This is a genomic window from Acidocella sp. MX-AZ03 (assembly GCF_027626035.1).
Classification (GTDB): domain Bacteria; phylum Pseudomonadota; class Alphaproteobacteria; order Acetobacterales; family Acetobacteraceae; genus Acidocella; species Acidocella facilis.
The window spans coordinates 3,514,652-3,540,213 of the sequence record NZ_CP110774.1; the positions used below are offsets into that span (position 1 = coordinate 3,514,652).

At 66.4% G+C, this 25,562-nt stretch carries 21 protein-coding genes and 3 pseudogenes; 21 read left to right on the forward strand and 3 right to left on the reverse strand.

Annotated features, from left to right (window positions below; translation table 11 throughout):
• Window positions 1–59: 59 nt before the first annotated feature.
• Both GT370_RS19405 and GT370_RS19410 read left to right on the forward strand, forming a co-directional pair.
• Window positions 60–1,556 carry an APC family permease gene (locus GT370_RS19405; protein WP_008495414.1) on the forward strand — a complete coding sequence of 499 codons (1,497 nt, stop codon included), beginning with the start codon at window positions 60–62 and terminating at the stop codon, window positions 1,554–1,556.
• A gap of 131 nt (window positions 1,557–1,687) precedes the next feature.
• Window positions 1,688–3,180: pseudogene (locus tag GT370_RS19410) on the forward strand (amidohydrolase).
• 127 nt (window positions 3,181–3,307) lie between these two features.
• Here the strand turns inward: GT370_RS19410 and GT370_RS19415 are convergent.
• Both GT370_RS19415 and GT370_RS19420 read right to left on the reverse strand, forming a co-directional pair.
• Window positions 3,308–4,672 (reverse strand): sensor histidine kinase, encoded by a 1,365-nt coding sequence (locus tag GT370_RS19415; protein WP_008495417.1) that lies wholly within the window; start codon window positions 4,670–4,672, stop codon window positions 3,308–3,310.
• Window positions 4,662–5,335, reverse strand: a pseudogene (locus GT370_RS19420) (winged helix-turn-helix domain-containing protein). Before GT370_RS19420 ends, GT370_RS19415 begins: the two are co-directional and overlap by 11 nt.
• A gap of 120 nt (window positions 5,336–5,455) precedes the next feature.
• On the opposite strand from GT370_RS19420, the gene GT370_RS19425 reads away from it, so the two are divergent.
• The 6 genes and pseudogenes from GT370_RS19425 (at window position 5,456) to GT370_RS19450 (ending at window position 12,145) form a co-directional block, all read left to right on the forward strand.
• On the forward strand, window positions 5,456–6,799 hold the full coding sequence (locus tag GT370_RS19425; RefSeq protein ID WP_144052831.1) for a TolC family protein: 1,344 nt from the start codon (window positions 5,456–5,458) through the stop codon (window positions 6,797–6,799).
• On the forward strand, window positions 6,796–7,845 hold the full coding sequence (locus tag GT370_RS19430; RefSeq protein WP_270183595.1) for an efflux RND transporter periplasmic adaptor subunit: 1,050 nt from the start codon (window positions 6,796–6,798) through the stop codon (window positions 7,843–7,845). The genes GT370_RS19425 and GT370_RS19430 overlap by 4 nt, the downstream gene beginning before the upstream one ends.
• Window positions 7,842–9,854, forward strand: a pseudogene (locus GT370_RS19435) (efflux RND transporter permease subunit); the annotation flags it as partial. The gene GT370_RS19430 and the pseudogene GT370_RS19435, both read left to right, overlap by 4 nt.
• Before the next feature lie 181 nt (window positions 9,855–10,035).
• Window positions 10,036–10,881 carry an efflux RND transporter permease subunit gene (locus GT370_RS19440; protein ID WP_270183596.1) on the forward strand — a complete coding sequence of 282 codons (846 nt, stop codon included), beginning with the start codon at window positions 10,036–10,038 and terminating at the stop codon, window positions 10,879–10,881.
• 8 nt (window positions 10,882–10,889) lie between these two features.
• Window positions 10,890–11,300, forward strand: a complete 411-nt coding sequence (locus GT370_RS19445; protein WP_270183597.1) for a hypothetical protein — start codon at window positions 10,890–10,892, stop codon at window positions 11,298–11,300.
• Window positions 11,237–12,145, forward strand: coding sequence for a Vgb family protein (locus GT370_RS19450; RefSeq protein WP_270183598.1), 909 nt, complete (start codon window positions 11,237–11,239; stop codon window positions 12,143–12,145). The genes GT370_RS19445 and GT370_RS19450 overlap by 64 nt, the downstream gene beginning before the upstream one ends.
• 48 nt (window positions 12,146–12,193) lie before the next feature.
• Here the strand turns inward: GT370_RS19450 and GT370_RS19455 are convergent, their stop codons facing one another.
• Window positions 12,194–13,042 (reverse strand): MurR/RpiR family transcriptional regulator, encoded by an 849-nt coding sequence (locus GT370_RS19455; RefSeq protein WP_270184433.1) that lies wholly within the window; start codon window positions 13,040–13,042, stop codon window positions 12,194–12,196.
• Window positions 13,043–13,224: 182 nt separating this feature from the next.
• Between GT370_RS19455 and GT370_RS19460 the strand changes: the two genes are divergently transcribed.
• The 13 genes from GT370_RS19460 (at window position 13,225) to GT370_RS19520 (ending at window position 25,561) form a co-directional block, all read left to right on the forward strand.
• Window positions 13,225–13,833: an ABC transporter ATP-binding protein gene (locus tag GT370_RS19460; RefSeq protein ID WP_008495425.1), complete on the forward strand. Its 609-nt coding sequence runs from the start codon at window positions 13,225–13,227 to the stop codon at window positions 13,831–13,833.
• Window positions 13,830–14,627 carry an ABC transporter permease gene (locus GT370_RS19465; RefSeq protein ID WP_008495426.1) on the forward strand — a complete coding sequence of 266 codons (798 nt, stop codon included), beginning with the start codon at window positions 13,830–13,832 and terminating at the stop codon, window positions 14,625–14,627. The genes GT370_RS19460 and GT370_RS19465 overlap by 4 nt, the downstream gene beginning before the upstream one ends.
• Before the next feature lie 92 nt (window positions 14,628–14,719).
• Window positions 14,720–17,125, forward strand: coding sequence for a TonB-dependent receptor (locus GT370_RS19470; RefSeq protein WP_008495427.1), 2,406 nt, complete (start codon window positions 14,720–14,722; stop codon window positions 17,123–17,125).
• Between the two features lie 120 nt (window positions 17,126–17,245).
• Window positions 17,246–17,926, forward strand: a complete 681-nt coding sequence (locus GT370_RS19475) for a MotA/TolQ/ExbB proton channel family protein (RefSeq protein WP_270183599.1) — start codon at window positions 17,246–17,248, stop codon at window positions 17,924–17,926.
• A 15-nt stretch (window positions 17,927–17,941) separates the two neighbouring features.
• Entirely contained in the window at window positions 17,942–18,343 is a 402-nt protein-coding gene (locus GT370_RS19480; protein WP_008495860.1) for an ExbD/TolR family protein, read from the forward strand.
• Window positions 18,340–19,116: an energy transducer TonB gene (locus GT370_RS19485; protein WP_270183600.1), complete on the forward strand. Its 777-nt coding sequence runs from the start codon at window positions 18,340–18,342 to the stop codon at window positions 19,114–19,116. Before GT370_RS19480 ends, GT370_RS19485 begins: the two co-directional genes overlap by 4 nt.
• 36 nt (window positions 19,117–19,152) lie before the next feature.
• Entirely contained in the window at window positions 19,153–20,169 is a 1,017-nt protein-coding gene (locus GT370_RS19490) for an ABC transporter substrate-binding protein (protein ID WP_008495430.1), read from the forward strand.
• A gap of 144 nt (window positions 20,170–20,313) precedes the next feature.
• The gene (locus GT370_RS19495; protein ID WP_270183601.1) at window positions 20,314–21,426 is read left to right on the forward strand and encodes an ABC transporter permease subunit; all 1,113 of its coding nucleotides are present in this window, start codon (window positions 20,314–20,316) and stop codon (window positions 21,424–21,426) included.
• A gap of 55 nt (window positions 21,427–21,481) precedes the next feature.
• Entirely contained in the window at window positions 21,482–21,700 is a 219-nt protein-coding gene (locus GT370_RS19500; RefSeq protein WP_270183602.1) for a hypothetical protein, read from the forward strand.
• A gap of 94 nt (window positions 21,701–21,794) precedes the next feature.
• Window positions 21,795–21,983: an ATP-binding cassette domain-containing protein gene (locus GT370_RS21760; RefSeq protein ID WP_442865469.1), complete on the forward strand. Its 189-nt coding sequence runs from the start codon at window positions 21,795–21,797 to the stop codon at window positions 21,981–21,983.
• Window positions 21,947–22,756 (forward strand): ABC transporter ATP-binding protein, encoded by an 810-nt coding sequence (locus tag GT370_RS19510; protein ID WP_270183603.1) that lies wholly within the window; start codon window positions 21,947–21,949, stop codon window positions 22,754–22,756. Before GT370_RS21760 ends, GT370_RS19510 begins: the two co-directional genes overlap by 37 nt.
• A gap of 30 nt (window positions 22,757–22,786) precedes the next feature.
• Complete coding sequence (locus GT370_RS19515; RefSeq protein ID WP_270183604.1) at window positions 22,787–23,014, forward strand: hypothetical protein; 228 nt, start codon at window positions 22,787–22,789, stop codon at window positions 23,012–23,014.
• Between the two features lie 114 nt (window positions 23,015–23,128).
• A complete protein-coding gene (locus tag GT370_RS19520; protein ID WP_270183605.1) occupies window positions 23,129–25,561 on the forward strand; it encodes a rhamnosyltransferase WsaF family glycosyltransferase in 2,433 nt (810 codons plus the stop codon).
• The last annotated feature ends 1 nt before the right edge of the window (window position 25,562 follow it).

The following is a 25,562-nucleotide window of genomic DNA, read 5'->3' on the forward strand; positions in this document are numbered from 1 at the left end:
GCCAGGCGGCGTTAGGCTTGGCCTCTGATCCGTGGAAACATAACAATGAGGCGGGGTTCATGAGTGAAATAATCGAGCAGGTCGAGCCGGGGGCTCCCTCCATCCTGATTGCAACATCCGATGCCGGGCTGAAGCGCGGCGCCATCGGCCTGGCGGAAGCCTTCGCCTCGACCTTGGCGAATATCGCGCCCGCGGAGGCGATTTTCTCGCTGATTGGGCTGATCGCCGCCTTCATGGGCAGCTTCACGCCCTGGACCTTCCTCATCACCGGCTTCGCCATCGCCGCCACCGGCTGGAATCTCTCGGAATTCGCCGTGCGGGTGCCGAGTGCCGGCAGCTTCATCGGCTTCATCTATCATGGCGGCAACGCCATCCGCCCCGGCTATGGCCGCTTCACCAGCGCCATGACCTTCTATCTCGGCATTCTCGGCGGGCCGATCACCCTGGCCTCGGTCTCGGTATTTCTGGGCTCCTGGGTGCAGACGGCGCTGGGTTTGCCGAACATCTGGTGGCTGATCATCGCCCTGGCGGGGATCGTCCTCAGCGTGCCGGTCTTGCTGCGCGGCATCGCCGCCTCAACCCATGTCGCCTTCGTGCTGTTCCTGGTCGAGGCGGTGGGGCTGGTGCTGTTTTCCATCGTCGTGCTGGCGCAGTCCGGTCCGGCCCTGGCCGCGCCATTGCATCCGGCGGGGGGCATGCCGGGCGGGTTCGCCGGGCTCAACGGCATCGTCTTCACCGCCGCCTTGTTCAGCTATGTCGGCTGGGAGAATTCCGGCAGCCTGGGCGAGGAGCTGCGCCATCCGCGCCGCAACGTGCCGATCGCGGTGATCGGCTCCATCGCCATGATCGGCGTGCTGTATATTCTGGTCACCTGGGCGGCGGTGTCCGGCTATGCCGCCTGGCATGGGGCCGGCCCCGGCATGACCCGCCTTGCCGACCCCACCAATGCGGCGCCCTTCATTGAGCTCACCGACCATTACATGCCCTGGTTCCATTGGGTGATGGTGTTCATCGGCCTGACCAGCGCCATCGGCTCCTATATCGCGGCGGTGACGGCGGTTTCCCGCTGGACCTATGCCGCCGCGCGTGGCGGCTTGCTGCCAGCCCCCTTCGCGCGGGTGAGCGCCATCTCCCGCGTCCCCGTGATGTCGGTTTTGATCTGGAACCTGCTGATCGGCTTTTTCGTGATCGCCGCCTATTTCCTGTTCAACGGCGATGCGGTCACCGGCACCGGCTATCTGGCCGGCATCGGCGCCGCGCCGATCACGGTTGGTTATTTCCTGATGGCCTTGCTCTGCCCCGTGTTCATCTGGCGGACGGACCGGACGCGGTTTGGGCTGTTCCGGCATGTCCTGCCGGCCCTGATCGGCGTCGTCACCATCGGCAACGGGCTCTACCAGGCGGTCTCGCCCTATCAACCGCCGCCGGCCAACCGGTTCTGGATTTATATCGGCGGCATTTTCGTGCTCGCGCTCGCCGCCACAATCTACAAATTAGCCACGCGGGGAACTGCGATCGACCGGCTTGGCTATGTCGTCCCGGAGGATGAAGCGTAATGACCAGCTTCGCGGATATCATAATTCGTAATAGCCACATATTGCGCCCCGATGGGCTGGGCTGGCGCGAGGATGCGGATTGCCTGGCGCTGGCCGGCGGCAAGATTTGCGCGCTCGGGCGGGCGGCGGAGATGGCGGCCTGGCGCGGCCCGGGGACCGAGACGATCGATCTGGCCGGCGGCTATCTGACCCCCGGCCTGGTCGATGGCCATGCCCACCCGATCCAGGGGCATGATCTGCAGATCGGGCTGGATCTGGCCGAGGTGCGCGATATGGGGCAGCTGCGCGCCGCCCTGGCGCAAGCCGCTTCCGCCCTGCCGCCGGATGCCTGGCTGCAGGGCCACGGGCTGGACCCCTCGCTGCTGGCGCAAGCCGGCCATCCGGCGGACGAGCTGGAGGCGGCGGCCGGCGGCCGGCCGGTGTTTCTGCTGTTCTTCGATTATCATGGCGCCATGGTCAGCCGCGCGGCGCTGGCCCGGGCCGGCATCACCGGGCCGCGCGGCTTTGCCAGCGGGGCGGATATTCTCTGCGATGCGGCGGGCCGCCCCACCGGCACCTTGCTGGAGACGGAGGCGGTGGAGCTGGTCCGCGCCGTGCTGCCGCGCCTGGAGCAGGCGGCACGCCTGGCCTCGATGCGCGCCTTGTTCGAGCGGATGGCCGCCGCCGGCCTGACCGGCATGCATGTGATGGACGCCAATGGCGACAGCCTGGATTGTTTTGCCGCACTGGAGGCGCAAGCCAAGCTGCCCTTGCGCTTTCATATTCTGCCCTGGGTGAATCCCGGCGCCACGCGCGCGGAGCTGGAGGCGGTTCTGGCCTTGCAGAGCCGCGCCGGCCGGCTCTGGCGGGTCTGCGGGGCGAAATTCTTCATCGACGGCACCATCGATGCCGGCACCGCCTGGCTGCATGAGCCGGACACGCAGGGCGGCTCCACCGGGCCGCATTGGCCCTCCCCGGAGGCTTATAGCGAGGCGGTGCGGTTTTTCGGCGAGCGGGGGGTGCATACCGCCACCCATGCGATCGGCGACAAGGCGGTGCGGCATGTGCTGGATACGCTGGCCAGCCTGCCGCCCCCGATCCGCGCGGCGGCGCGCCACCGGGTGGAGCATATCGAAACCCTGCCGGATGAGGATATCGGCCGGTTCGCTTCGTTGCAGGTGTTGCCCTCGATGCAGCCTTCCCACGCGGTGCGCTATGCCAGCGCTGATCTGAGCGATCCGTGGTCGCAGCGTCTGGGCCGGTGCGCGCGGCGCGCGGATGGCGCACCGCCGACATCGCCGCGACCGGTGTGCCCCTGGTGCTCGGCTCTGATTGGCCGATCGCCCCCTATGATGCGCGTGAGATCCTGGCCTGCGCGGTGGCGCGCCGCCTGCCGGGGCGGGCGCTGGCGCCGGTGGGCGCGGAGCAAACCCTCTCGCGCGCCGCGGCGCTGGCCGGTTTGACCCGCCATACCGCCTATGTGGTGCAGGAGGAGACCAGGCTGGGCGCGGTGCTGCCGGGCTATGACGCGGATCTGACCGGATTTTCGGTCGATCCGCTCAATGCCGGTGTCGATGAGCTGGGGACGGCGCCGTTTCGGCTGACATTGAGCGACGGCCAGGTGACGCATCGCCTGGCTGAATGACATAATCGAAAAAATTTTCGGTGCCGCCTCTTAAAAAGCGGTGAGGAGACATGGGGGCTTTTTGTAAAAAGCCCCCATACCCCCAAAAACTTTTATAAATTTTTCAACCTGTTGGCTTGAAACGTCTTTAAGCGCCGGGAAGGCTCAGCTTCACCCTCACGCCCCCGGCATCCGATGCCCCGACCATCATCGTGCCGCCATGCAACGCCACCACCGCATTGACCAGAGGCAGGCCGAGGCCATAGCCGCCGGCTTGCCGGGTCGGGTCGAGCTGGACGAAGCGCAGCATCACCCGCTCGCGTTGCGCGGCCGGGATGCCCTGGCCATCATCGCTGAGGGTGATGTCGATCCGCCCGTCGCGGCGCTGTGCCGAGAGCCGCGCCGTCTTCGCGCCGGCGGCATGGATCAGGATATTGTCGAGAAGATTGGCGATGGCCTGGTTGATCAGATCGCGGTCGCCGAGCAGCTGCAGCCCCGGCTCGATCTGTGCCTCCAGCGCCAGCCCGCCATCCGCCATGGCGGGCTCATAGCTTTCGACGAGCGTTTCCAGCAAAGACGTCAGCGCCAGCGTTTGAAACCGCGCCCGCCGCGCCCCGGCTTCGATTTCCGCCAGGCGCAGCAAGGCCGAGAAAATCGCCAGCGCCTGGTCGAGCTGGGCGATCGCCTCATCGCACACGGCGCGGAAGCGCTCATCCTGCATCTGCGCGCGCGAAAGTTCGAGATGCTCGCGCAGCCGCGCCAGAGGCGAGCGCAGATCATGGCTGATATCGTTGGTGACCTGGCGCAGATTTTCCATCAGCTGCTGGATGCGCGCCAACGCCTGGTTCACCTCCCTGGCCAGCCGGTCGAATTCATCCTCATGCCGGCTCAGCGCGATGCGCTGGGTGAGATCGCCGGCGACGATATCGTGCAGGGTGCGGGTGAAGCCATCGAGCCGGCGGGTGGTGGCCCGGCCGATCAGCAGGCTGATGATCAGCCCCAGCGCCATGATGGTGCCGAACACGCCGAGGAAGGAGCGGGCGATCAGGCTTTTCAGCGTCATCAGCGCGCTGGCGTCGGCGGCGATGAACAGGCGCTCGCCATGCGGCAGGTTCAGCACGGTGCCGCGGATCGCCAGAACATGCGGCGGCAGGCCGAGATCCGGCGCGCCGCGCAGCGTCTTCGGCCCGGTCCAGTGTGCCGCCACTTCGGGGGCGGGGCGGAAATTGCCGGCCAGCCAGGTGCCGTCCGGCGCCAGCGCGGCATAAAGCAGGCCGCTGCCCTCGGCCAGCGTGGCGCGGACATTCCAGGCCACGCCGAGCTGATTGGCGGCGATGTCGGCAGAGATGTCGGCTTGCGCGGCGGCGACGCGCGCATCGATCTGGTCGCGCCAGCTGGATTCGGTGGCGTGGTGGACGATGGCGAACACCAGCAGCGCCCCGGCCAGGCAGACCAGCACCACGCCCCAGGCGAGCCTGATCCCCGGAACCCGCCAGACCCGGTTAAGCCACATCCAGCCTGTACCCGGCGCCGCGATAGGTATGGATCAAAGGCGGCGAGAATCCCTGGTCGATCTTGCCGCGCAGCCGGCTGATCTGCGCCTCGACGATGCTGGTCTGCGGGGTGAAGTGAAAGCCCCAGACATCCTCCAGCAGCATGGTTTTGGTGACCACCTGGCCGCGATGCCGGAACAGATATTCCAGCACCTCATATTCGCGCGGCTTCAGCGTGATCCGCTGCCCGGCCCGCCAGACGCTGCGGGTGGTGCGCTCCAGCTCCAGATCCGCGATTTGCAGCCTTGTGGCGGGGCAGGGGCGCGGGCGCGGCGGGCCAGCGCGCCGAGGCGGGCGGACAGCTCCGGCAGGGCGTAGGGTTTGACCATATAGTCATCGCCGCCGGCGCGCAGCCCCTCCAGCCGGTCATCCAGCCCGCCAAGGGCGGTGAGAAACAAAGCCGGGGTGTGGATGCCGGCCCCGCGCAGCGTCTGCAGCAGGGCCAGCCCGTCCAGCCCGGGGAGCATGCGGTCGATGATCAGCACATCGAAACTGCCGGCGGCGGCGGCGAGCAGTCCGGCCCGGCCATCGGCGGCCAGTTCGATCTCGTGGCCCTCCGGCGCCAGCCCGGCGCGCAGATTGGCCGCCGCCTGGGCGTCATCCTCGATCAGCAGGAGTTTCATGCCGCCCAGCCTGCCGCGCGCGGGCTGGCTGGCAATTCGGCCGGGGGCCAAGGCAAAAATTAAATTCCTGCATAGTTGGCGATAGACGGCGGACAAATTGACATGGTTATGAGCGCGGTCATGAAGCCCCGTTTGCTGAACTATCTGTGCCTGCCGCTCGCTTTGGGCCTGTCCCAGTGCGCCAGCTATCATGCCGCCCCGCTGCCCGCCGCGCCGGACCTGCGGGCCGGGGTGAGCGGGCTGCGGACCCGCCTGCCGGATGGCACGGCGCTGGATGTGAGCGGGGCGCTCAGCCCGCAAACCCTGGCCAAGCTGGCGGTGCTGAACGACCCGGATCTGGTCGCCGCCCGGGCCCAGCGCGGGATCAGCGAGGCCAATCTGCTGGCCGCCGGGACGCCGCCTGATCCCAGCATCACTGGCGGGTTCGCGGCCCTGCTCAGCGGGCCAGGCAGCATGCCGGCGCTGACCGGCGCCTTCACCCAGGATCTCGGCGCGCTGATCACCGGCCCGGCCGACCGGGCGGCCGCCCGCGCCGGGCTGAAACAGACGAATGAGGATATTCTCTGGCAGGAATGGCAGGTGGCGGCGAAGGCGGAGCAGCTGGCGGTGACGCTGGCGGGCGACCGTGAGACGCTGGCCAGCCTGCGCCAGGACGATGCGCTGCTGAGCCGGATCAACAGCGAGACGCAAACCCAGATCACCGCCGGCAACCTCACCAGCAATGAGGGGGTGACGGCGCTGAGCGCGCTGGCGAGTGTGCAATCCAGCGAAAACACCACCGCCCAGGCGGCGCAGCAGGATGAGGTGGCGCTGGATGCGCTGCTGGGGCTGCAGCCGCATACGCCGGTTGCCATCGCCGCCCCCGCCATCGTCGCCCCGTCTCCGGCGGCGGTGCAGGCGGCACTGGCCAGCCTGGCGCAGCGCCGGCCGGATCTGCTGGCCTTGCGCTATGGCTATGAACAGGCGGACCAGAAATTGCGCGCCGCCATTCTCAGCCAGTTCCTGCCGCTCAGCCTGGGCGGGGCGGGCGGGCGCGATACCTCCAATGTCTGGAGCTTCGGGCCGCAATTCACCCTGACCTTGCCGCTGTTCAACCGCAACCGTCCGGCGATCAAGGCGGCGGAGGCGTCAAGGGCGGCGCTGCGGGCGCAATATCAGAGCGCGCTGGACAATGCCGCCGGGGCCGCCGCCGCGCTGCCGGCCCAGATCGCGCTGCTGCAGAGCGAGCTGCGGACCGCGCAAACCCAGGCGGCGCAGGCCCGGGCGATGGCGGATTCGGCACAGTCCCTCTACCAGGCCGGGCAGCTGGCCGGGCCGGTGTTCGCCAATCTCGCCGCTGTGGCCGGGGAACGGCAGCGCAGCGCCATCGCGTTGCGCGCCCAGTTGCAAACCGCTGAACTCTCTTTGGCCACGCTGCTCGGCTTTGGCCTGACGCAGCCGCTTACGGAACATCCCGCATCATGAAACCGATCTATCTGATTGCCGCCGTCATCCTCGTTGCCGGGCTCGGGGCCTGGTATGCTCTGAGCCCCGCCGCGCCGGCGGATAATACCCCCACCCCGGTCGCCACGGTGAGCACGGTTGCGGTTCGCAGCCAGAGCCTGCCGCGCCTGATCGACGCGCCGGGCAGCATCATCGCCGGCACGGCGGAGCAGAGCCTGGCGCTGAAGGCGGCCGGGGTGCTGGTGAGCTATCAGGTGGTGCCGAATGAGGCGGTGCAGCAAGGCCAGGGGCTGGCCCAGCTGGGGCCGGACCTGGTCGAGGCCGCCAATCTGGCCAAGGCGCAGGATGCGCTCTCGGCCGCCAACGCGGCGCGGGCGCATGTCGCGGCGCTGCTGCCGGCGCATCTGGCCACCAAGTCCGACCTCGCCGCCGCCACCCAGGCGCAGCGTGACGCCGCCAGCGCCCTGGCGGCGCTGCGCGCCACCGGCGCCGGGCAGAGCTATACGCTGAAGGCCCCGGCGGCAGGCCTGATCACCGCGCTGCCGGCCACCCCGGGCGGCAGCCTGCCGGCGGGCAGCGTGCTGGTGAAATTCGTGCCGCAAAGCGGGCTGGTGGCGCAGATCGGACTCGAGCAGAGCCAGGCCGCCCAGCTGCAGCCCGGCGATGACGCGACGCTGACGAAGCTGAATGGCGGCGCCCCGGTGGCCGCCCGTGTGGTTGGCATTGCCGGCGGGTTGGATGCGCAGACCGGGCTGATCGACGTGACGCTGCGCCCCGCCGCCCCGGTGACGCTGGGCGCACCGGTGCGGGTGCAGATCCAGGCGGGGCAGCTGGAGGGCGTGCAGGTGCCCAACGAGGCCGTGCTGCGCGATGAGAAAGGGCTGTATGTGTATCAGCTCGATGCCAAGGGGATCGCGCATCGGGCGGATGTCGAGCTGCTGCAGCAGGGGGCCCGGACCAGCGTGCTGGCGGCCAAGGGGCTGAATCCCGCCTGGAAGATCGCCACCCAGGGCGCCTACCAGCTCAGTGACGGCATGCAGACCGCCACCCAGGGGGCTGGCTCGTGAAGTTCAGCGCCTGGCTGGACCGGCATCGCCGTTTCGTTCTCACTTTGGCCGCCGCCTTGGCGCTGGCCGGGCTGAGCGCCGCCATCTCCTTGCCGATCGGGCTGTATCCCGACGCCTCTTTCCCGCGCGTGCGCGTCACTGTCGATACCGGCAGCCAGGCGGCCTCGCAGATGGTGCTGGCGGTGACGCAACCGGTGGAGCAGGCGGTGCGCGCGGTGCCCGGCGTGGTCAACGTGAAATCCGTCACCTCGCGCGGCTCGGCGATGCTGACGGTGGATTTCGCCTGGGGCACCAACATGCCCACCGCGATGCTGGGGGTGAACGCGGCCCTGGCGCAGACCGTGCCCAGCCTGCCGCCAGGGGTGAGCTACAATGTTCTGCAGATGCTGCCGAACGTGTTTCCGTTCATGGCCTATGCGCTGACCTCCCCCAGCGTCGGCCTGGTGAAAATGCGCAACCTCGCGAAATACCAGCTGGTGCCGCTGCTCTCCGGGGTGAAGGGCATCGCCCATGTCCAGGTCCAGGGCGGCGATACCGGCGAGGTCGAGGTCTCGGCTGATCCGGCGCGGCTGGCGGCGGCGCATCTCACCCTCACCGATCTGGTCAATGCGATCTCGGGTGCGGCCAGCCTGCAATCGGTCGGGCGGATCGAGGATCATCAGCTGCTCTATCTGCTGCTCACCAATAACAGCGTCAGCGGCGTGCGGGATGTGAAGAATATCGTGCTGCGCGCCGGCCCTGGCGGGGTGCTGCATGTGGGGGACGTGGCGCAGGTGAGCCAGGGCGTGGTGCCGCAATTCCTCGGCGTCGATGCCGACGGCAAACAGGCGGTGACCTTGCTGCTCTACCAACAGACCGGCTCGGACATGGTCGCCACCGCCAAGGCCGTCGATAAGGCGCTGGCCGGGTTCAAGGGGCAGATTCCGCCCGGTGTCAGTGTGAGCAAATGGTACGACCAGAGCACGCTGGTGCTGGCCGCGGCAGGCTCCGTGCGCGATGCGATCCTGATCGGCATCGTGCTGGCCGCCGGGGTGCTGTATCTGTTCCTGCGCAATGGCCGGATCACGCTGCTGGCCATCACCATCGTGCCGGCCTCGCTGGCGGCGGCGGTGATGGTGCTCTCGATGGCCGGGCTCAGCTTCAACATCATGACGCTGGGCGGTCTGGCGGCCTCGGTCGGGCTGGTGATCGACGATGTGATCGTGATGATCGAGTTCATCGCGCATCGCAGCGGCCATCCCGCGCGCGGCGCCGGGCGGTTCTGGGTGTTGCAGGCGGGGAGCGCATTTTTGCGGCCGCTGACCGGCTCCTCCGCGGCGACGCTGATCGTCTTCGTGCCGCTGGCCTTTCTCTCCGGCGTCACCGGCGCCTTCTTCAAGGCGCTGTCGATCACCGTGGCCTCCACGCTGCTCGCCTCCTGGCTGCTCACCGCTTTGGTGGTGCCGCTGCTGGCCGCGACCCTGGTGGATTTCGACCGCTGGACCGACCCCGGCCAGAATGGCCAGGGCTGGCTCGGGCGCACGCATGAGCGGCTGCTGAACCGCTTCCTCACCCGGCCGGTCCTGCTCGCCTTGCCGGTGCTGGGGCTGGTGGTGGTGGGCTATCTCTCCTACAGCCACGTGCAGACCGGCTTCATGCCCTCGCTCGATGAAGGCGGGTTCGTGATGGATTATCTCACCGCCCCCGGCACCTCGCTGGCCGAGACCGAGCGCGAGATGCGCGAGATCGAGGCGATCCTGCACAAGGACCCCGCCGTCGCCAGCTATTCGATGCGCGCCGGCGCCGGGTTTGGCGGCGATCTCGCGGAATCCAACAAGGGCGATTTCGTCATTCGCCTCACCCCGCTCAGCCAGCGCGCCAATATCGATGTGGTGATGAACCGCATCGCCAATGAGGTGACGGCGAAGGTGCCGGGCGTGCAGATCGATCCGCATCAGCTGATGTCCGACGAGCTGGGCGACATGACCGGCACGCCGCAGCCGATCGATGTGCGCCTCGCCGCGGCCGATCCGGCGGCGCTGGAAGGCGCGGCGCAGCGCGTGGCGGCGGCTTTGGGCAAGATCCAGGGGTGGATTCCATCGATGACGGCGTGGTCCCGGCGGGCGATGCCATCGAGATCCATGTCAACCAGGCCCGCGCTGCGGCTCTGGGCTCGATCCAAGCAAGGTCGCCGCGATTCTGCAGACCGCGATGGCAGGCACGGTGGCCGCGACCTTCGAGGGCAACAACCAGCTCACCGGCATCCGCGTGCGCGCGCAAGGCGCGGCGGGGTTGAACACCACGCAGCTGGGGCAATTGCCGATCCCGACGCCGGCCGGCGCGCTGGTGCCGCTCTCCAGCATCGCCAGCTTCTCCATCGCCTCCGGCCAGCCGGAGATCACCCGCGAGGATTTGCAGCAGGTGGTGGATGTCACCGCCCGGCTCAACGGCACCGGGCTCGGCGCCGGCATCGCCGAAGTGAAAAAGGCGCTGGCCCAGCCTGGTATTCTCGGCAACGGCGTAACCTACACGCTGGGCGGGCTCTACAAGCAGCAGCAGATCGCCTTTGCCGGTCTGGTGCGGGTGTTCATCGCCGCCTTGCTGGCGGAGTTCGTGCTGCTGCTGCTGCTCTATGAGCGCTTCGCCTGGGTGGCGGCGATCATCTGCACCTCGCTGCTCTCCACCACCGCGGTGTTCACCGGGCTGTTCCTCACCGGCGTGCCGCTGAACATCACCGCGATGATGGGCATGGTGATGATCGTCGGTATCGCCACCGAGATGGCGATCTTCTTCGTCTCCGAGGCGCAGCATCTGCTGGAGACGCTGCCGCCCCGCGAGGCCTTCGCCACGGCGGCGGCAAACCGGCTGCGGCCGATCGCGATGACGACGCTGGCGGCGATTCTGACGCTGCTGCCGCTGGCGCTGGATCTCGGCCAGGGGGCGGGGATGCAGCAGCCGCTGGCGATTGCCATCATCGCCGGGCTGCTGGTGCAGTTTCCCTTGGTGCTGCTGGCGCTGCCAGTGCTGCTGCTGAAACTCACCAAGGCCCGCGCCTAGAGCAATATGTGTTTAGCTTGATGCTGGCGCGTCAGGATAAACATATATTGCTCTCGTATCGTGGTTCTGAAATCTACTTATTTCAGAACCATGAAATTAGAGCGAGATGGGTTTACAGCCGCCCGCTCTGGCTTTTCTTTGGCGAGCCTTCTCATCTGTTGATCGTGACGCCCCAGCCTCAAGATAAACAGATAGCGCGCTCATTTCTCCATCGCTCAAAAGGATTTGATATGCGACATCTTTGGCAAGCCGGATTTGCGGCGCTGTGCCTCTCGACCGCCTGCGCGCCCATCGCCCATGCCGCCGCGCCCGCCTACAGCCTGGCGCAGAGCATTCCGCTCGGTGGCGCCGCACATTGGATTATCTGCATTATCACGCGGCCACCGGGCAGCTTTTCATCGCCCATGGCAAGGCGGTGAGCGTGGTGGACATGGCCTCCGGCAAGGTGCAGGGGAACGTGACCGGGCTGGACGATACCCATGGCATCGCCTTCGACCCCGCCACCGGCGACGGCTATACCGACAGCTCCGGCACCAGGACGCTGTCAGAATTCGATCCGGCGACGCTGAAGGTTATGAAGACGCTGCCGTCGCTTGAGGATACTGACGGGATGGTGTTCGACGCCGCCAGCCATGATATTTTCGTTGCGGCGGGCGATTCCCAGGCGGTGCTGGCGCTCGACCCGGCCACCGATCAGGAGACCAAGATCGATCTGCCCGGCAAGCCGGAATATCTGGTGGCCGATGGGCAGGGCCGGCTTTACGTGGCGCTGAATGACAAGAACCAGATCGCGGTGGTCGATACCGAGGCGAAAAAACTCGTCACCAGCGACGCGCTGCCCGGTTGCGCGGCGCCGACCGGCATGGCGATGGATACCGCCACGATGCGGGTTTTCGCCAGCTGCCAGAACGGCAAGCTGGCGGTTGTGAACGCCAAGACCGGCGCCATGGTGGCGCTGCTGAATATCGGCAAAGGTTCAGACAGCGCCGCCTTCGATGCCAAGCGGCACCTGGTGTTCAGCGCCAACAGCACCGGCACGCTCTCCGTCATCCGTGAGATCGACGCCGACCATTACCAGGCGCTGGCGCCGGTAAAGACGCAGATCGGCGCGCGGACGATGGCGCTGGATGAGGCGAATGGCGATGTGTTCCTGGTGACCGCCACGCCGCAGGGCAAGGGCAAGGTGAAACATCCCGGCTTCGCGCCGCGCTATAATTTCGAGCCGGGGACGCTGCGGCTGCTGGTCTACAAGCCGGCGTCGTAAAGCTTTTGTTCCAGGTGCCGCTTTTGAAAAAAAGCGGCACCAAAAATTCTACCCCAGCGCGTCGCGCAGCGTGCCAAGCCGGGCGAGCGTCCGGATGGTGCGGTTCTGGTTGGCAATCGCCAGCCCCATCACCAAGGCTTCCAGAATGATCAGCGTGGCGCCGTGCAGCGCCACCCGCTCGGTGCGGCCGCGCCGGGCGGTGATCAGCCCTTGCGCCAACTTCGCCAGTTTGGTGTTGGGGGTGTCGGTCACCAGCACGATCTTGGCACCCGCCTTGTTCGCCTCGCTCGCCGCCAGCAACACTTCCTTATAGGGCTTGCCGTAAGAGAGGATCAGCAGCCCGTCCTGTTCCGAAAGATCCAGCAGCTCATCGGCCAGGCCGAGCCCGCCCTGGCCGATGGTCTTGCAGGCCTGGCCATGGCGGCCCATCAGCAGGCGCAGATACTCCGCCAGCAGGCGTGACGGGCCGGCAGCATAGATGACAATCCGCGCTACCCCGCCCAGCAGCGCGATCGCCTCATGGATTTCCGCGCGCGCCGCCGGTTCCTGCAGCTGCGCCAGTGATTCCATATGGGTGTCGATGACCAGATCCGCGGCCGAGGAGCCCTTGCCCTCCAGATCCTCGAAGGTCTGGCGCATATGCTGCAAAGGGGCGGCGGATTTGCCGATGGCGGCGGCGATGCTCTGGCGCAGCTCCGCCATGCCCTGAAAGCCCAGCGCCTGCACGGTGCGGATGACGCTGGCGTCCGAGGTGCCGATCATCGCCGCCAGCTCCGCCGCCGAATGGGCAAGGACCGCGACCTTGTTGCGGTCAAGGTAGTGGGCCACGCGTTGCATCGCGGGCGGCATGGCAGCCTCGTGCGCGGCGAGCTTCGAGGAAAAATCATTGGCCGGCAGAGCGTTTAGGGCGGATGTCGGGGGGGGCGGGAGGCTTTCATCAAAACGTCAATTCTGTAGTGGTTGCAAGGCGGGTGGTGGTTATGTAGCAAATGCTACTGAATGTCCTACCTGATCTTCCGGCCTGTTTCCAGCCTTTCGCCTGTGACAGTTCCGTCTCAGCCCTTGTCAGCGGGCGTGGCATGAGCGGCCCCTTGCTTGCCGTCAACGGGCTGCGTGGCCTGGCCGGCGGGCCATTTGCGCTCACCCTGGCGCGGGGCGAATGCGTGGTGATCTCGGGCGCCTCGGGGATCGGCAAGAGCCTGCTTTTGCGCATGATCGCGGATCTGGACCCGAATGAGGGCCAGCTCAGCCTGGATGGTGTCAGCCGCGAGGTGATGCCCGCCCCGCATTGGCGCCGCCAGGTGATGTACAATCCGGCGGAGCCCGGCTGGTGGGCGGAGCGGGTGAGCGCGCACATGGCCCCGCGTGAGGCCGCCCTGGCGCTGCTGCCGCGCCTGGGCCTGGCCGAGGCGCTGCTGGAGGCGCCGGTTACCCAGCTTTCCACCGGCGAGCGCCAGCGCATGGCGCTGATCCGCGCCATCATCCGCCAGCCCCGGGTGCTGCTGCTCGATGAGCCCTCCTCGGCGCTGGATGAGGCCACGGCGCTGAAGATGGAAGCCTTGTTCGCTGAGCTGACAGCCAGCGGCATGGGGCTGCTGGTGGTGACGCATAATGAGGCGCAGGCGGGGCGCATCGCGCATCGGCGCTATGAGATGAGCAATACCGGCCTGTGCGAGCGCCCGTTATGAACCCGATCGACCTGACCCCGGCCAGCCTCGCCATCACCTCCGGCCTGATCCTGATCTGCGCCCTGCTGTCGCTGCTGCTCGCCTTGCGGGTGCATCGCGCCTTGCTGATCGCGGCGCTGCGCATGGTGGTGCAGCTGATGCTGGTCGGCTTCGTGCTGCGGCTGCTGTTCGAGCGCTCCAACCCCTGGCTGACCTTGCTGGCGGCGCTGGTGATGGCCTCGGCCGCCAGTTACGAGGTGGGGGCGCGGCAGGATTACCGGATGCCCGGCCCCTGGCAATATCTCACCACCGGCACCGCCATCGGCATCTCCTCGATGATCATCGCGGTGCTGGCGCTCACCACCGCGCTGCGGCCCACGCCCTGGTATGCGGCGCGCGAGGCCTTGCCGTTGATCGGCATTTTGCTGGGCAATGTGATGAATGCGGTGTCGCTGGCGCTGAACAGTTTCTACGGCACGGTGGGGCGCGAGCGCGCCTCCATCGAGGCCCGGCTGGCGCTGGGGGAGGGGCGGTTCGTGGCGCTGCACGCGGCCTCCAGCCGCGCCATCCGCACCGCGCTGATTCCCACCATCAATGTGATGAGTGCCGCCGGCATCATCACCCTGCCCGGCATCATGACCGGCCAGCTGCTCGCCGGCATGGACCCGATTTCCGCGGCGAAATACCAGATTCTGCTGATGTTCCTGATCGTCGGCGGCAATTGCCTGGGGGCGTTCACCGCCGTCTATGCCGCGATATTCCGGCTCACCGACCAGCGCGAGCGGCTGCGCGCCGACCGGCTGAAGAGTCGCTGAACTGCAATAAAAGAATCACGAAGTAGTAAAACAACCAAACAGATAAATTTAGTAGTAGCCGCTACATCAAAATCAACAGGAAGGTTTCTGTGATGTCTGTCTTCTGGGGATCGCGGGCGCGCGTGGCGCTGCGCGGCTTTTGTTCCATGCGCAGCCTCTATATCGGTCTTGCCGCAAGCGCAATGATCGCGCCGGGTGCGATGGCGCAGAGCGCCAACACGCCGGTCAATCTGGATCTCGGCTCGGTGCTCGCCACCGGCACCGACAATCCCGCCAATCTGGTCAACACCAAGGGCACGGCCCCCTATCAGTCGCCCTCCAAGGCGCCGCTGAACTCCACCCAGCCGACCTCGCTGGTGGATAAGCACACGGTGGATAATCTGCTCACCGGCACCGAGAGCTACGCGGACATCGCCCGGCTGACGCCCTCCGTCAGCAACATCAATCCGAACGGTCCCGGCCTCTCCGAGACCTCCGGCCCGACCATCCGCGGCTTCCAGGATGGTGAGTACAACGTCACGTTCGATGGCATCCCCTTCGGCGATTCCAACGACTTTACCCACCACTCCACCTCCTTCTTCACCAATTCGCTGATCGGCCAGACCATCGTCGATCGTGGCCCGGGCCAGGCGGAGACGGTGGGCGATGCCACCTTCGGCGGCACCATCTCGCTGCGCACGATCAACCCGCTGCCGACGCCGACCGCGACGCTGAACAGCTCCTATGGCAGCTACAACACCTCCGATAACAGCGTGCGCCTGGATACCGGCGCGATCTCCTCGCTCAACGGCGCCTCGGCGGTGTTCGAGGCCGAGCATATGCAGAGCGATGGCGCGCTGAGCTATTCCGGTCAGCAGCGCACGAATTTCTTCGGCAAGGTGGTGATTCCGCTGAGCCCGCGCACCACCCTGACCCTGATGGCCGACCATAACCAGCTCTATCAGAACCCGGTCTATGGCGCGACGCTCTCGCAGATGGCGACCCAGGGCTGGAACTATAATCTCAGCGGCAATCCGAATTCGCAGAACTATTACCGCTTCAATAACGACCATATCACCACCGATATGGAATATGCCGACCTGCAATCCGCGCTGGGTGACGGCTTCCTGTATGACGGCAAGATCTACACCTACGCCTATTACCATCACGACCTGAACGGCGACGACACCAACGACACCAATGCCGACGGCGTTACCCAGGCGGTCTCCGCCGGCGCCGTGCCCAACGAGGTGGTGCTGACCCCCGGCGGTGCCGCGGTGGCCGGGATTCCGGGCCAGACCTTCATGATGGATTACCGCTCCGTCGGCACCATCCAGCGCCTGCAGAAGGATTTTGGCTGGGGCGACATCAAGACCGGCTTCTGGTTCGATCATCAGGTGAATAGCCGCTTCGTGCAGAATGTCTCGCTGACCAACGCCAACGCGGTCAATTACGATCCGCTGGACAGCAATGGCGGCAAGGGCATCAACACCACCACTGGCGCGCAGTTGCCCGGTTATGACAATGCCAATGGGTCGATCGAGCGGCTGCAGCATAACCAGCTCTACACCTTCCAGCCTTACGGCCAGGTGGATTGGCATGTCACCGATAAGCTGACCCTCACCGGCGGCCTGAAATGGGCCTATTTCCGCCGCGCGCTGAACGCGCAGGTGAACCAGAAGACCGAGCTGCCGACCGGCTACACGCATGATTACACGAAGCTGCTGCCCTCCTTCGATGCGAAATACGCCTTCTCGCCGAACCTGACCGGCTATGTGCAGGGCGCGGAAGGCTTCCTGGCGCCGAACCTGAACACCTTCTACACCACGGCGCTGACCACCGAGAGCGTGAAGCCGGAAAGCACCATCAATTTCCAGACCGGCCTGGCCTATCAGGACGCGCATTGGGCGGTTGGCGGGGATATCTATAATATCCACTTCCAGAACTACATCGCCTCGCGGACGATCAACAAGCAGAAGTATTATTATAACCAGGGCGGCGTGATCTATCGCGGCATCGAAGGCGAGCTGGCCTACAGTTTTGACAATGGCATCACGCTGTTCGGCAATGCCGGCTACAACCAGGCCTTCAAGACCTCGAGCGAGGTGAAGATCACCCAGGCGCCGCAAGGCACCGCGAATTTCGGCGTGATCTACGAGCATAACGGCATCTACGCCTCGGTGCTCGACCAGTGGACCGGCGGCGAATATAGCGGCAATAACGGCACCAACATCGCCAACGGCCAGGCCGAGGGCAGTGCCGGCGGCGGCAAGTCCCCGGGCGGCTGGTATGATCCGTACAATGTCGTGAATGTCGCGCTGGGCTACACCTTCAACCACGACAATCCCCACAAGGACCCGATCAAGGTGAAGCTGAACCTGGATAACATCACCAACCAGAAGCAGATCATCTTCGATAACGGCACCAATGGCGCTGGCGACCTGCTCTATCTGCGCCTGACCGGCTTCTCGGCCTTCGCCTCGGTGAGCGTGCCGGTTGGGTTCGGCTCCTCGCTTTAAAATTGTTTCCCCTGGGAAGCCCGCCGCGCGGCGGCGGGCTTTTCGCCGTTTTGACTCCAATTTGTCACACTTCCTGGCATCGCCTTTGTTGTATCGGCCGCTGCAGAAGGAGAATTTTTCATGTCCATCAAATATATCGTCTACCTGGCCAACTATTCGGATGGGATTCTCTATCTGATGGCGGTGCTGCTGCTGCTGGCGCTGGCGGTGATTCTGGACCGCTTCTGGTTCCTGCGCAGCACCATTCTGCGTGGCGAGAGCGTCATCCGCGCCACCGCGCAGGAGACGGCCTTGCGTCAGGGCGAGTTGGTGGCGCTGCGCAACCGCGCCGGCAAGCTGCCGGAAGCCGCGCTGCTGGATACCGCCTTGCGCCATGCCGGCATGGTCAATGCCGAGGCGCTGAACAGCCGGCTCGATGAGGCGGTGATGCTGATCGCCCCCGGCCTGGACCGCCGGCTCTGGCTGCTGGATACCATCATCACCCTGGCGCCGCTGATGGGGCTGTTTGGCACCATCATCGGCATGTTCCATGCCTTCAACGTGCTGGCCGCGCCCGGCCATGCCCCGGCGGAAGTCACCGGCGGCGTGGCGGATGCGCTGGTTGCCACCGCCTTTGGCCTGTTCATCGCCATGTTGGGGCTGGCGGCGTTCAATGCGCTCTCCAACCAGGTGCGGCTGGTCGTGCATCAGCTTGATTCGCTGAAGGTGCTGATCGTCAACCGCATGGACGGCGCCCCGGTGGTGCAAGCCGGCAAGACCGGTGCTGGCGCCAGCACCGCCGCCAAGTTCGCCACGGCCTGAGCGGAACCCCCCACCATGCGCTATTTCGAACGCCGCAAGGCGCGCATCGAGATCATCCCGATGATCGATGTGATGCTGTTCCTGCTTGTGTTTTTCATCATCGTGACGATGCAGATGATCCCCGATGCCGGGGTTTCGATGCAGCTGCCCAACGCCGCCCAGACGCAGCAATTGCCGCATCCGAAATTCATCGTGAATGTGATGGCGGATGGCACCATCAAGGTGAAGGACCAGGTGATGAGCGCCGACCAGCTCAGCGCCATGTTCGCTGGCGATGGCGCCCCGGACAAGACGGAAGTCACCATCGCCGCTGACAAGGCCAGCGCCTTCCAGCATTTCATGACGGTGATCGACGCCGCCAAGAAGGCCGGGGTGACCGATATCGGCATCGCCGCGCAGCCGCAGGCGGCGCAATGATGGCTGGCATGTCCGGTGAATGGGGCGGGGAGGGGCATTCCAATCGCCGCTTCCTGCTGGCGATCGGCGCCGGGCTGCTGCTCGAGGCCGGGGCGCTGGGGCTGTTGCTGCCGGCCATGCAGCATCAGCAACCGCCGCCGGCCAAGCAGCCAGCGGTGGTGAAGGTGACCATCCAGGCCGCCCCGCCGCCCGCGCCCAAGCCGCCGCCGCCCGCGCCCAAGCCGCCGCCGCCGGTGCCGCAACCGCCGCCGCCGGTGCCCACCCCCGCGCCGCCCCCGCCGCCGCCCAAGCCGGTGCCGGCCCCCAGCGTGCCCAAGCCGCCGCCGCCGCGCCCGGTGCATCACGTGGTGCCGCATCACGTGGCGCCGCCACAGCCGCGCCCGCAGCCGGCGCCACCGCCGCAGCCGGTGACGCCGCCGGCGCCGCCGGCCCCCGCCTTGCCGCCCGCCCCGTCCCAGGGTGAGGTGGACGCCTTCCGCCTGGCGATGCGCAATGCCGTTCAGGGGGTGGCCAACCGCGTCTATCCGCAGGCCGCGCAGATGGCGCGTGAAGGCGGCACGCCCGAGATCACCTTCACCTATCGCAACGGTGTGGTGAGTGACATCGCCCTGGCACATTCCAGCGGCTTTCCGCTGCTCGACCAGGCGGCCCTGCAGGCCGCCCGCATCGCGCATTATCCGCCGCCGCCCGCGGGCTTTTCCGGCCGGGTCTATGACGTCACCGTGGTCGTGATCTTCCGCCCCGGCGCCAGTCAGGATTTCGACGCCGACTGACCGGACGGATTGTTTCTCTCAAGGTAGCCCCCTCCCATGCGCAAGCTTATCGCGGCTGGCTTTGCCGCCATCATCCTGGTGATCGCCGGTGTGCTGCTATGGCCGTCCTCCAGCCCTGGTCTGGTGCTCTATAGCGGGCTGGATTACGGCCCCGCCGTCGCCGCCGCCTTCACCAAGGAGACCGGCATCAAGGTCAGCGCCATCAGGCTTTCCACCGGCAGCCTGCTGGCGCGCATCGTGGCGCAGGGCGGGCATCCGGATTGGGATATCGGCTGGTTCGACGGCGCCACCGCCGCCGCCGCGTTGGATGAGAAAGGCCTGCTGGCGCATGGCATGCCGGCCCCTTCCAAGCTCACCGCCACCGGCCAGAGCCTGCTTTCCGCCGATGGTGCTTTTGCGCCCACCGGCTTCACCCTGGCGGGCGTGTTCATCTCCGCCCCGGCGCGGCTGGCGAGCCCGCCCACCGGCTGGGACGCGCTGCGCAACGCGCCCTATCAGGGGCTGGTCGGGATGAACGATCCTTCGATTTCCGGCCCCACCTACCCGATGCTGGCGGGCATGCTCGCCCATGCCGGCGGCTGGCCGGAGGGGCAGGCTTATGTCGAGGCGCTGAAGGCCAACGGGCTGCATATGTTCGACGATAACGGCGCCACCCTGGCGGCACTGAAGGCGCAGGCGATCAGCCTGGCCATCGTGCAATCCTCCGCCGCGCTCTATTTCGCCGCGCATAATCCCGGCTATCAGATCACCGTTCCAAGCCCAGCCTATGTGCTGCCGAACGTGATGGTGGAAGCCAAGGGCGTCTCGGCCGCCAAGCGCCAGGAAATCGCCCGGTTCCTGGCCTTCGCCATGCGTCCGGACATCCAGAAGCTGCGCCAGGAAAAGGGCGGGCCGGATGGGAATTTCTGGCCGATCACCAATGACGCGCCGGCACCGCTGCCGGGCGCGCCGGCGCTTTCCGGCCTGAATATCGTGACGATTGACCCGGTCGTGTGGGGCAAGCTGGAAACCACCGTCAATGGCTGGTTCGCCCAGACGATGTCGGCGCGATGAGGCTGTTGCGCGGGGCGCTGCTCGCGCTCCTGGGTTGCTGCTGGTCTATCCCCTGGCCCGCTTGCTGGCGATGGGGGTGGGGCAGGGGGCATCGCTGAGCTGGCGGCCGCTGCTGAACTCGGGTGGGCTGGCGGTGCTGACGGGGTGTGTGGCGGCCCCGCCGGGGCGGCGCTGGCGCTGGCGCTGGAGCGGTTCTCCGGCCGGCTGGTCGGCCTGCTGGGGCTGGGCTTGTGGTTGCTCTTCATCATGCCCGGCTATGTGCTGACCACCGGCTGGCTGATCCTGTTCAGCCATCCGCAGATGCGCCACTCTGCCTTTGGCCACGCCTTCCTGGGCGCTGGCGGCCTGGCCTTCCTGTATCTGGTCAAGGCGCTGCCGTTTTCGGTGTTCGTCGCCCGCGCCACCTATGCCGGGGCCGGGGCCTCGCTGCGGGAGGCGGCGCTGGTGCTGCGGCTGCCGCGCTGGCGCCGGCTGGGGCTGGGCCTGCGTCTGGCACTGCCGGCGATGGCGGCTGGCTTCACCATTGCCGCGATCGAGACGATGCAGGATTTCTCGATTCCGGCGACCCTCGGCGTCACCGGTCAGGTGCCCGTGGTCACCTACAGCATCTATCAACGCCTCAACACCACGCCGGCTGATTTCGCCGGCGCCGCGCAGCTCTGCTGGTGGCTGATCGGCGCCGCGGCGATGCTGAGCCTGCTGCAGATGGCGGTGCAGCGCCGCTACCGGGCGGTGCTGGTGCATGGCAAGGCCCGCCGCGCCCTGCGCCAGGCGCCGCGCGGGGCGGCGCGCGCGGGGCTGGTGGGGGCGGCGCTGGCGCTCTGGGGGCTGGGGCTGGCGCTGCCGCTGCTGGCGATGGCGGATGTCGCGCTGTTCGGCGAAGCCGCGCCGGCCGATCTGTTCACGGCGATCCCGCGCTCGCTCGGCTATGGCGCGCTCGCCGCCAGCCTGACGCTGGGGCTGGCGATGGGGCTGCTGAAGCTGCAGCGCGGCCGGCATCCGCTCTTCGCCGCGCTGCTCCAGGCCGGGCTGAGCGCCAATATGGCGGTGCCGGGGCTGGTCCTCGGGCGGGCTATGTCGTTGCCTTCAATAATGACATTTTCCCGCTCTACGGCACGGTGCTGCTGCTGGTCATCGCCTATGCCGCCGGGACGCTGCCGATGGCGATCCGGCTCGTCGGCGGGGCGCTGGCGCAGCTGGATGCGCGGCTGGACGAGGCGGCGCGGATTTTCGCCCTGTCGCCGCAGACCAGGCTGATCGATATCGAAGCCGCTCTTCTGGCCCGCCCGGCCTGCAGGCCTGGCTGCTGGTGGTGGCGACGGTGATGTTCGAGCTGCCGGTCTCCGAGCTGCTCTACGTGCCGGGGCAGATGCCGCTCAGTGTCGCCATCCTCGCCGCCGATATGGGCGGGCGCTACAATGAGGCCGCGCAGCTGGCGCTGCTCGGCATGGGCACGCTGGCGCTGCTGGCGCTGGGGCTGAATCTGGCGTTGCGGCTGGGCCAGACAAAACCCGCCCCGGAGGCTGCGTGAAGCAGAGTTTGAGCATCGCAGGGCTCAACCGCCGCCTGGGCGGGCGGGAGGTGCTGCGCGGCATCGAGCTGGCTTTGGGGAAGGCCAGTTCCTGGTGCTGGCCGGCGAGTCCGGCTCCGGCAAAACCACGCTGCTGCGGCTGATCGCCGGGCTGGACCGGCCCGATTCCGGGCGGATCAGCCTGAATGGCGCGCTGGTGGAGGATGGCCGGCACGGCTTTGTGCCGGCGCAGCGCCGGGGCTGGGCATGGTGTTCCAGGATTTCGCGCTCTGGCCGCATCTGAGCTGCCTGGAGAATGTCGCTCTGGCGCTGCCGGCGGGCACGGCCAAACGCAACGATGCGGCAAAGGCGTTGCTGGCGCGGCTGCGGGTGGAGCATGTGGCGCATCGCCGCCCGGCGGAGCTCTCCGGCGGCCAGCAGCAGCGGGTCGGCATCGCCCGTGCCCTGGCCAGCCGGCCGCGTTTGCTGCTGCTGGACGAGCCGCTCTCCAGCCTGGATCTGGAAAGCCGGGAGATGCTGCGCGAGGAGCTGCGCGAGAGCGTGCGCGCCGCCGGCATTGCCGCGATTCTGGTGAGCCACGACCCTGAGGATTGCTGGAAGCTGGCCGACCAGGTGGCGGTGCTGGAAGCCGGGGTGATCCGCCAGCACGGCACGCCGATCGATCTCTGGCGCAGCCCGGCCTCCCCCTATATCGCGCGCTTCACGGGCGCGCTGGGCGGGGTCTGCGTGTCGGTCCGGCGCGAAGGGGAGCAGGCCAGGCTGGTGTTGGGCGGCCGCGCCTTCACCCCCCGCGGCCCCGCGCCGCGCGGCACCCAGGCCAGGCTGTTCTGGCGCGGCGAGGCGGTGCGCCTGGCCCCGGCCGAGTCCGGCATCCCGGCGGAGGCGCTCAGCGCCAGCTTCGAGGCCGGCCGCTTCCTGGTGCGCTGGCGCCTGCCCGGCGAAGGCCTGGTCCTCAGCGGCTATTGTCAGCTCCCGGTCAGCCCGGGGCTGCATCGCATCGCCATCGATGAGGCGGGGCTGTTCTGGTTCGAGACGCAGGCTGCGGAGGCCTCGTGAGCGGCGCGGGGCGTGCCCCGCGGTGCAGGGTTGAACGACGGCGCAACGATTTTATTCGCGTTTTTTGAAAGCCTTGTCCACGACGCCGCCTTGTCCACGACGCCGAAGATGTGCGCAGTGAAGCGCGGCCGCAGCGCCTTGTTTCGTAATGGGGTGTGGATTCGGTATGGAACAGCGGAATTGCGTGGAGCCGTCCAGACCGGCAAAACCGAGGCTTCGCCTGTGCAAAACCCGGGCATAAAGTGCGAAACCGAATAAATTTGGGACGATTATCTGCCCTATTTACTAATCGTTTAGTTTGCTCAATACCAATGAGACGGCCTGAGTGATTGGAGTTCTAAATTGGCACGTAGCCCCGATGGCATGTTTCGCTTGAAGCAGCCCTCCTCCCCGTTGCCCTTTTCAGGTGAACGCCTGACCACCGATTTCGGTGGCCAGGTTGAGCTTGAGCACCTCCATCGCTATTGCTTCGCGCGCGATTTCTGCGTGGACCGCGATGTGCTGGATATTGCATCCGGGGAGGGCTATGGCAGTTCCATGCTGGCCACGGTTGCGCGCCAGGTGGTGGGCGTGGAGTTGGCCGTGGAGGCGAATCTTCATGCGCAGAGAGAATATTCGGCATCGAATCTGAACTTCATTTCCGGCGACGCCACCGCCATTCCACTGGATGACGCATCCTTCGACGTCGTGGTTTCGTTCGAAACATTGGAACATCTTCGGGATCACGAGCGCTTCCTGGCCGAAGTCCGGCGCGTTCTACGGCCCGGTGGCATTCTGATCGTCAGCACGCCCGACAGGCTCGTTCATTCCGGCATCGGCATGGGGGTCAACCCGTTTCATATCCGTGAACTTTCGCGCGCCGAGTTCGAAACCGCCCTTGCGGCGCATTTCAAGAACATGCGGGTTCTGCCGCAAAGAACCTTCATCGGCTCAGCCATCCTCGAAGGCCGCGCCGGGGTGCGAACCTACGAGAAACGCGATGCCACGACAATCGAGGCGACGACAGGGCTGGCGCGCGCCGTCTATCTGATCGGTGTCGCATCGGATGCCGAACTGCCTGCTCTGCCCGACAGCGTGTTTGCGCACGAACAATCGGTCGATGCCATATTCCGGCAGCTCTCGGATGCGCGGCAGGTCGGCGACGACGCCAAAGCGGCGCTGGCCGCCAACGACCTCGCCCTTGAAAAAGCCAAGCGTGACCTGGCCGAACAGCGCGCGCATGAGCGGCGCAGCCAAGCCGGCCTGGCCGAGGAGCGGCGGACCAGGGCGCGCCAGGACCATGAATTGCAGGCTCTACGGGCATCGCTTCAGCAAATGACCGAGCGGGCGAATGCGCTGCAGGTCCAGCATGGAGAAGCTGAAGCGCTGCGCGCCATCGCGGCCGACGCCGTCGCACAGAAAGAGGCGATCGTTCATTCCACGAGCTGGCGTGCAACCTATCCGTTGCGCCGGATTGCCACGCAATTGCCGGCTCCGGCCCGGCAGCGTTTAAAAAGGGCGGTCAAAGCCCTCTACCGGCCAAACAGCCTCCTGCAAGCCAAGCCGGGGACAGCGGCGTCTGTCGCCGCGCCGATCGAATTATTGGCGGAGCCCGGTATTGCCCCGGCGCTGTCCCCGGCAGCCGAGCCCGCCTCGTCGCTCCCGAGCGTGTCCAGCCTGTTGGCGGCGCGGTTTCCGTCCCTGCAGCCATTCGATTGTTTTCCGGCGGCAACGGCGCAGAAACGTATCTCGCTGGTCACGGATAGCGTCGGCCCGTCCTCGCTGTTCGGCGGTGTCGGCACGGCCATCATCCTGGGTGCGTTGCTGGCCAACAAATTCCAGGCGACGTTGCGTATCGTCACGCGCACGGAAGAGCCCGACGCATCAGCGGTCAATGAGGTGCTACGCCGCAATAATGTTAGTTTGCACGGCCCGCTAGAAACCGCGATGGCACCGCTGGATGGAAGCAAGGTACTGCCGGTTTCGGCAGATGAGATTTTTCTGACCACCTCCTGGTGGACGACCAAAGCCACACTGGGAGTTGTGCCGGCGTCACGTATCATCGCGCTGATTCAGGAAGATGAACGCCTGTTTTATGCGCGTGGCGACGAGCAGTTGCTCTGCGCAGAGACGATGGGCCATCCGGCGCTGCTGACCGTGATCAACACCGAGCGGCTTTTCCAGCATCTCACCTCCGGCGCCGAGCCTTTCGAAAATCTCAAGGAAAACGGGTTATGGTTCGAGCCGGCTTTTCCAGGCGGGGCGAAGGCGCGCAAATCCACCGTAAAGCGGCGGCTATTCTTTTATGCGCGCCCCAATAATCTGCGAAATCTTTTCTGGCGTGGCATCGAGGCGTTAGACGAGGCTGTTGCCGTCGGCGCCTTCGCGCCGGATCGCTGGGAAATCCATCTGATAGGCCGTGATATTCCGAAATTCAAGCTGGCTCGTGGCGTTGTTCCGCAGGTTGTGTCGCATCTCTCCTGGGGAGATTATCAGGAATTTATCGCGAGCCTGAGTGCCGGATTCGTGCTCATGGATACGCCGCACCCCTCTTATCCGCCTTTGGATATGGCCATTGCGGGTGTCCCGGTTCTGACCAATACTCATCCCGGAAAGTATGATTTGCTGAATTATTCAGGGAATATCTTAACTGTTTCGCCCAGCGTCGAGGGTTTGGTGGCGGGGTTGCAGCGGCTTGAGGCGCTGGCGGAGGACGAAGCGGCCATTCAGGAAAACCGCAAGGCCGATCATATCAACCGCGACTGGACGCTGGCGCTTGAAGCCGTTGTGTCTCTGATCGATCAAAAATTGAATCGCGCAAACTGAG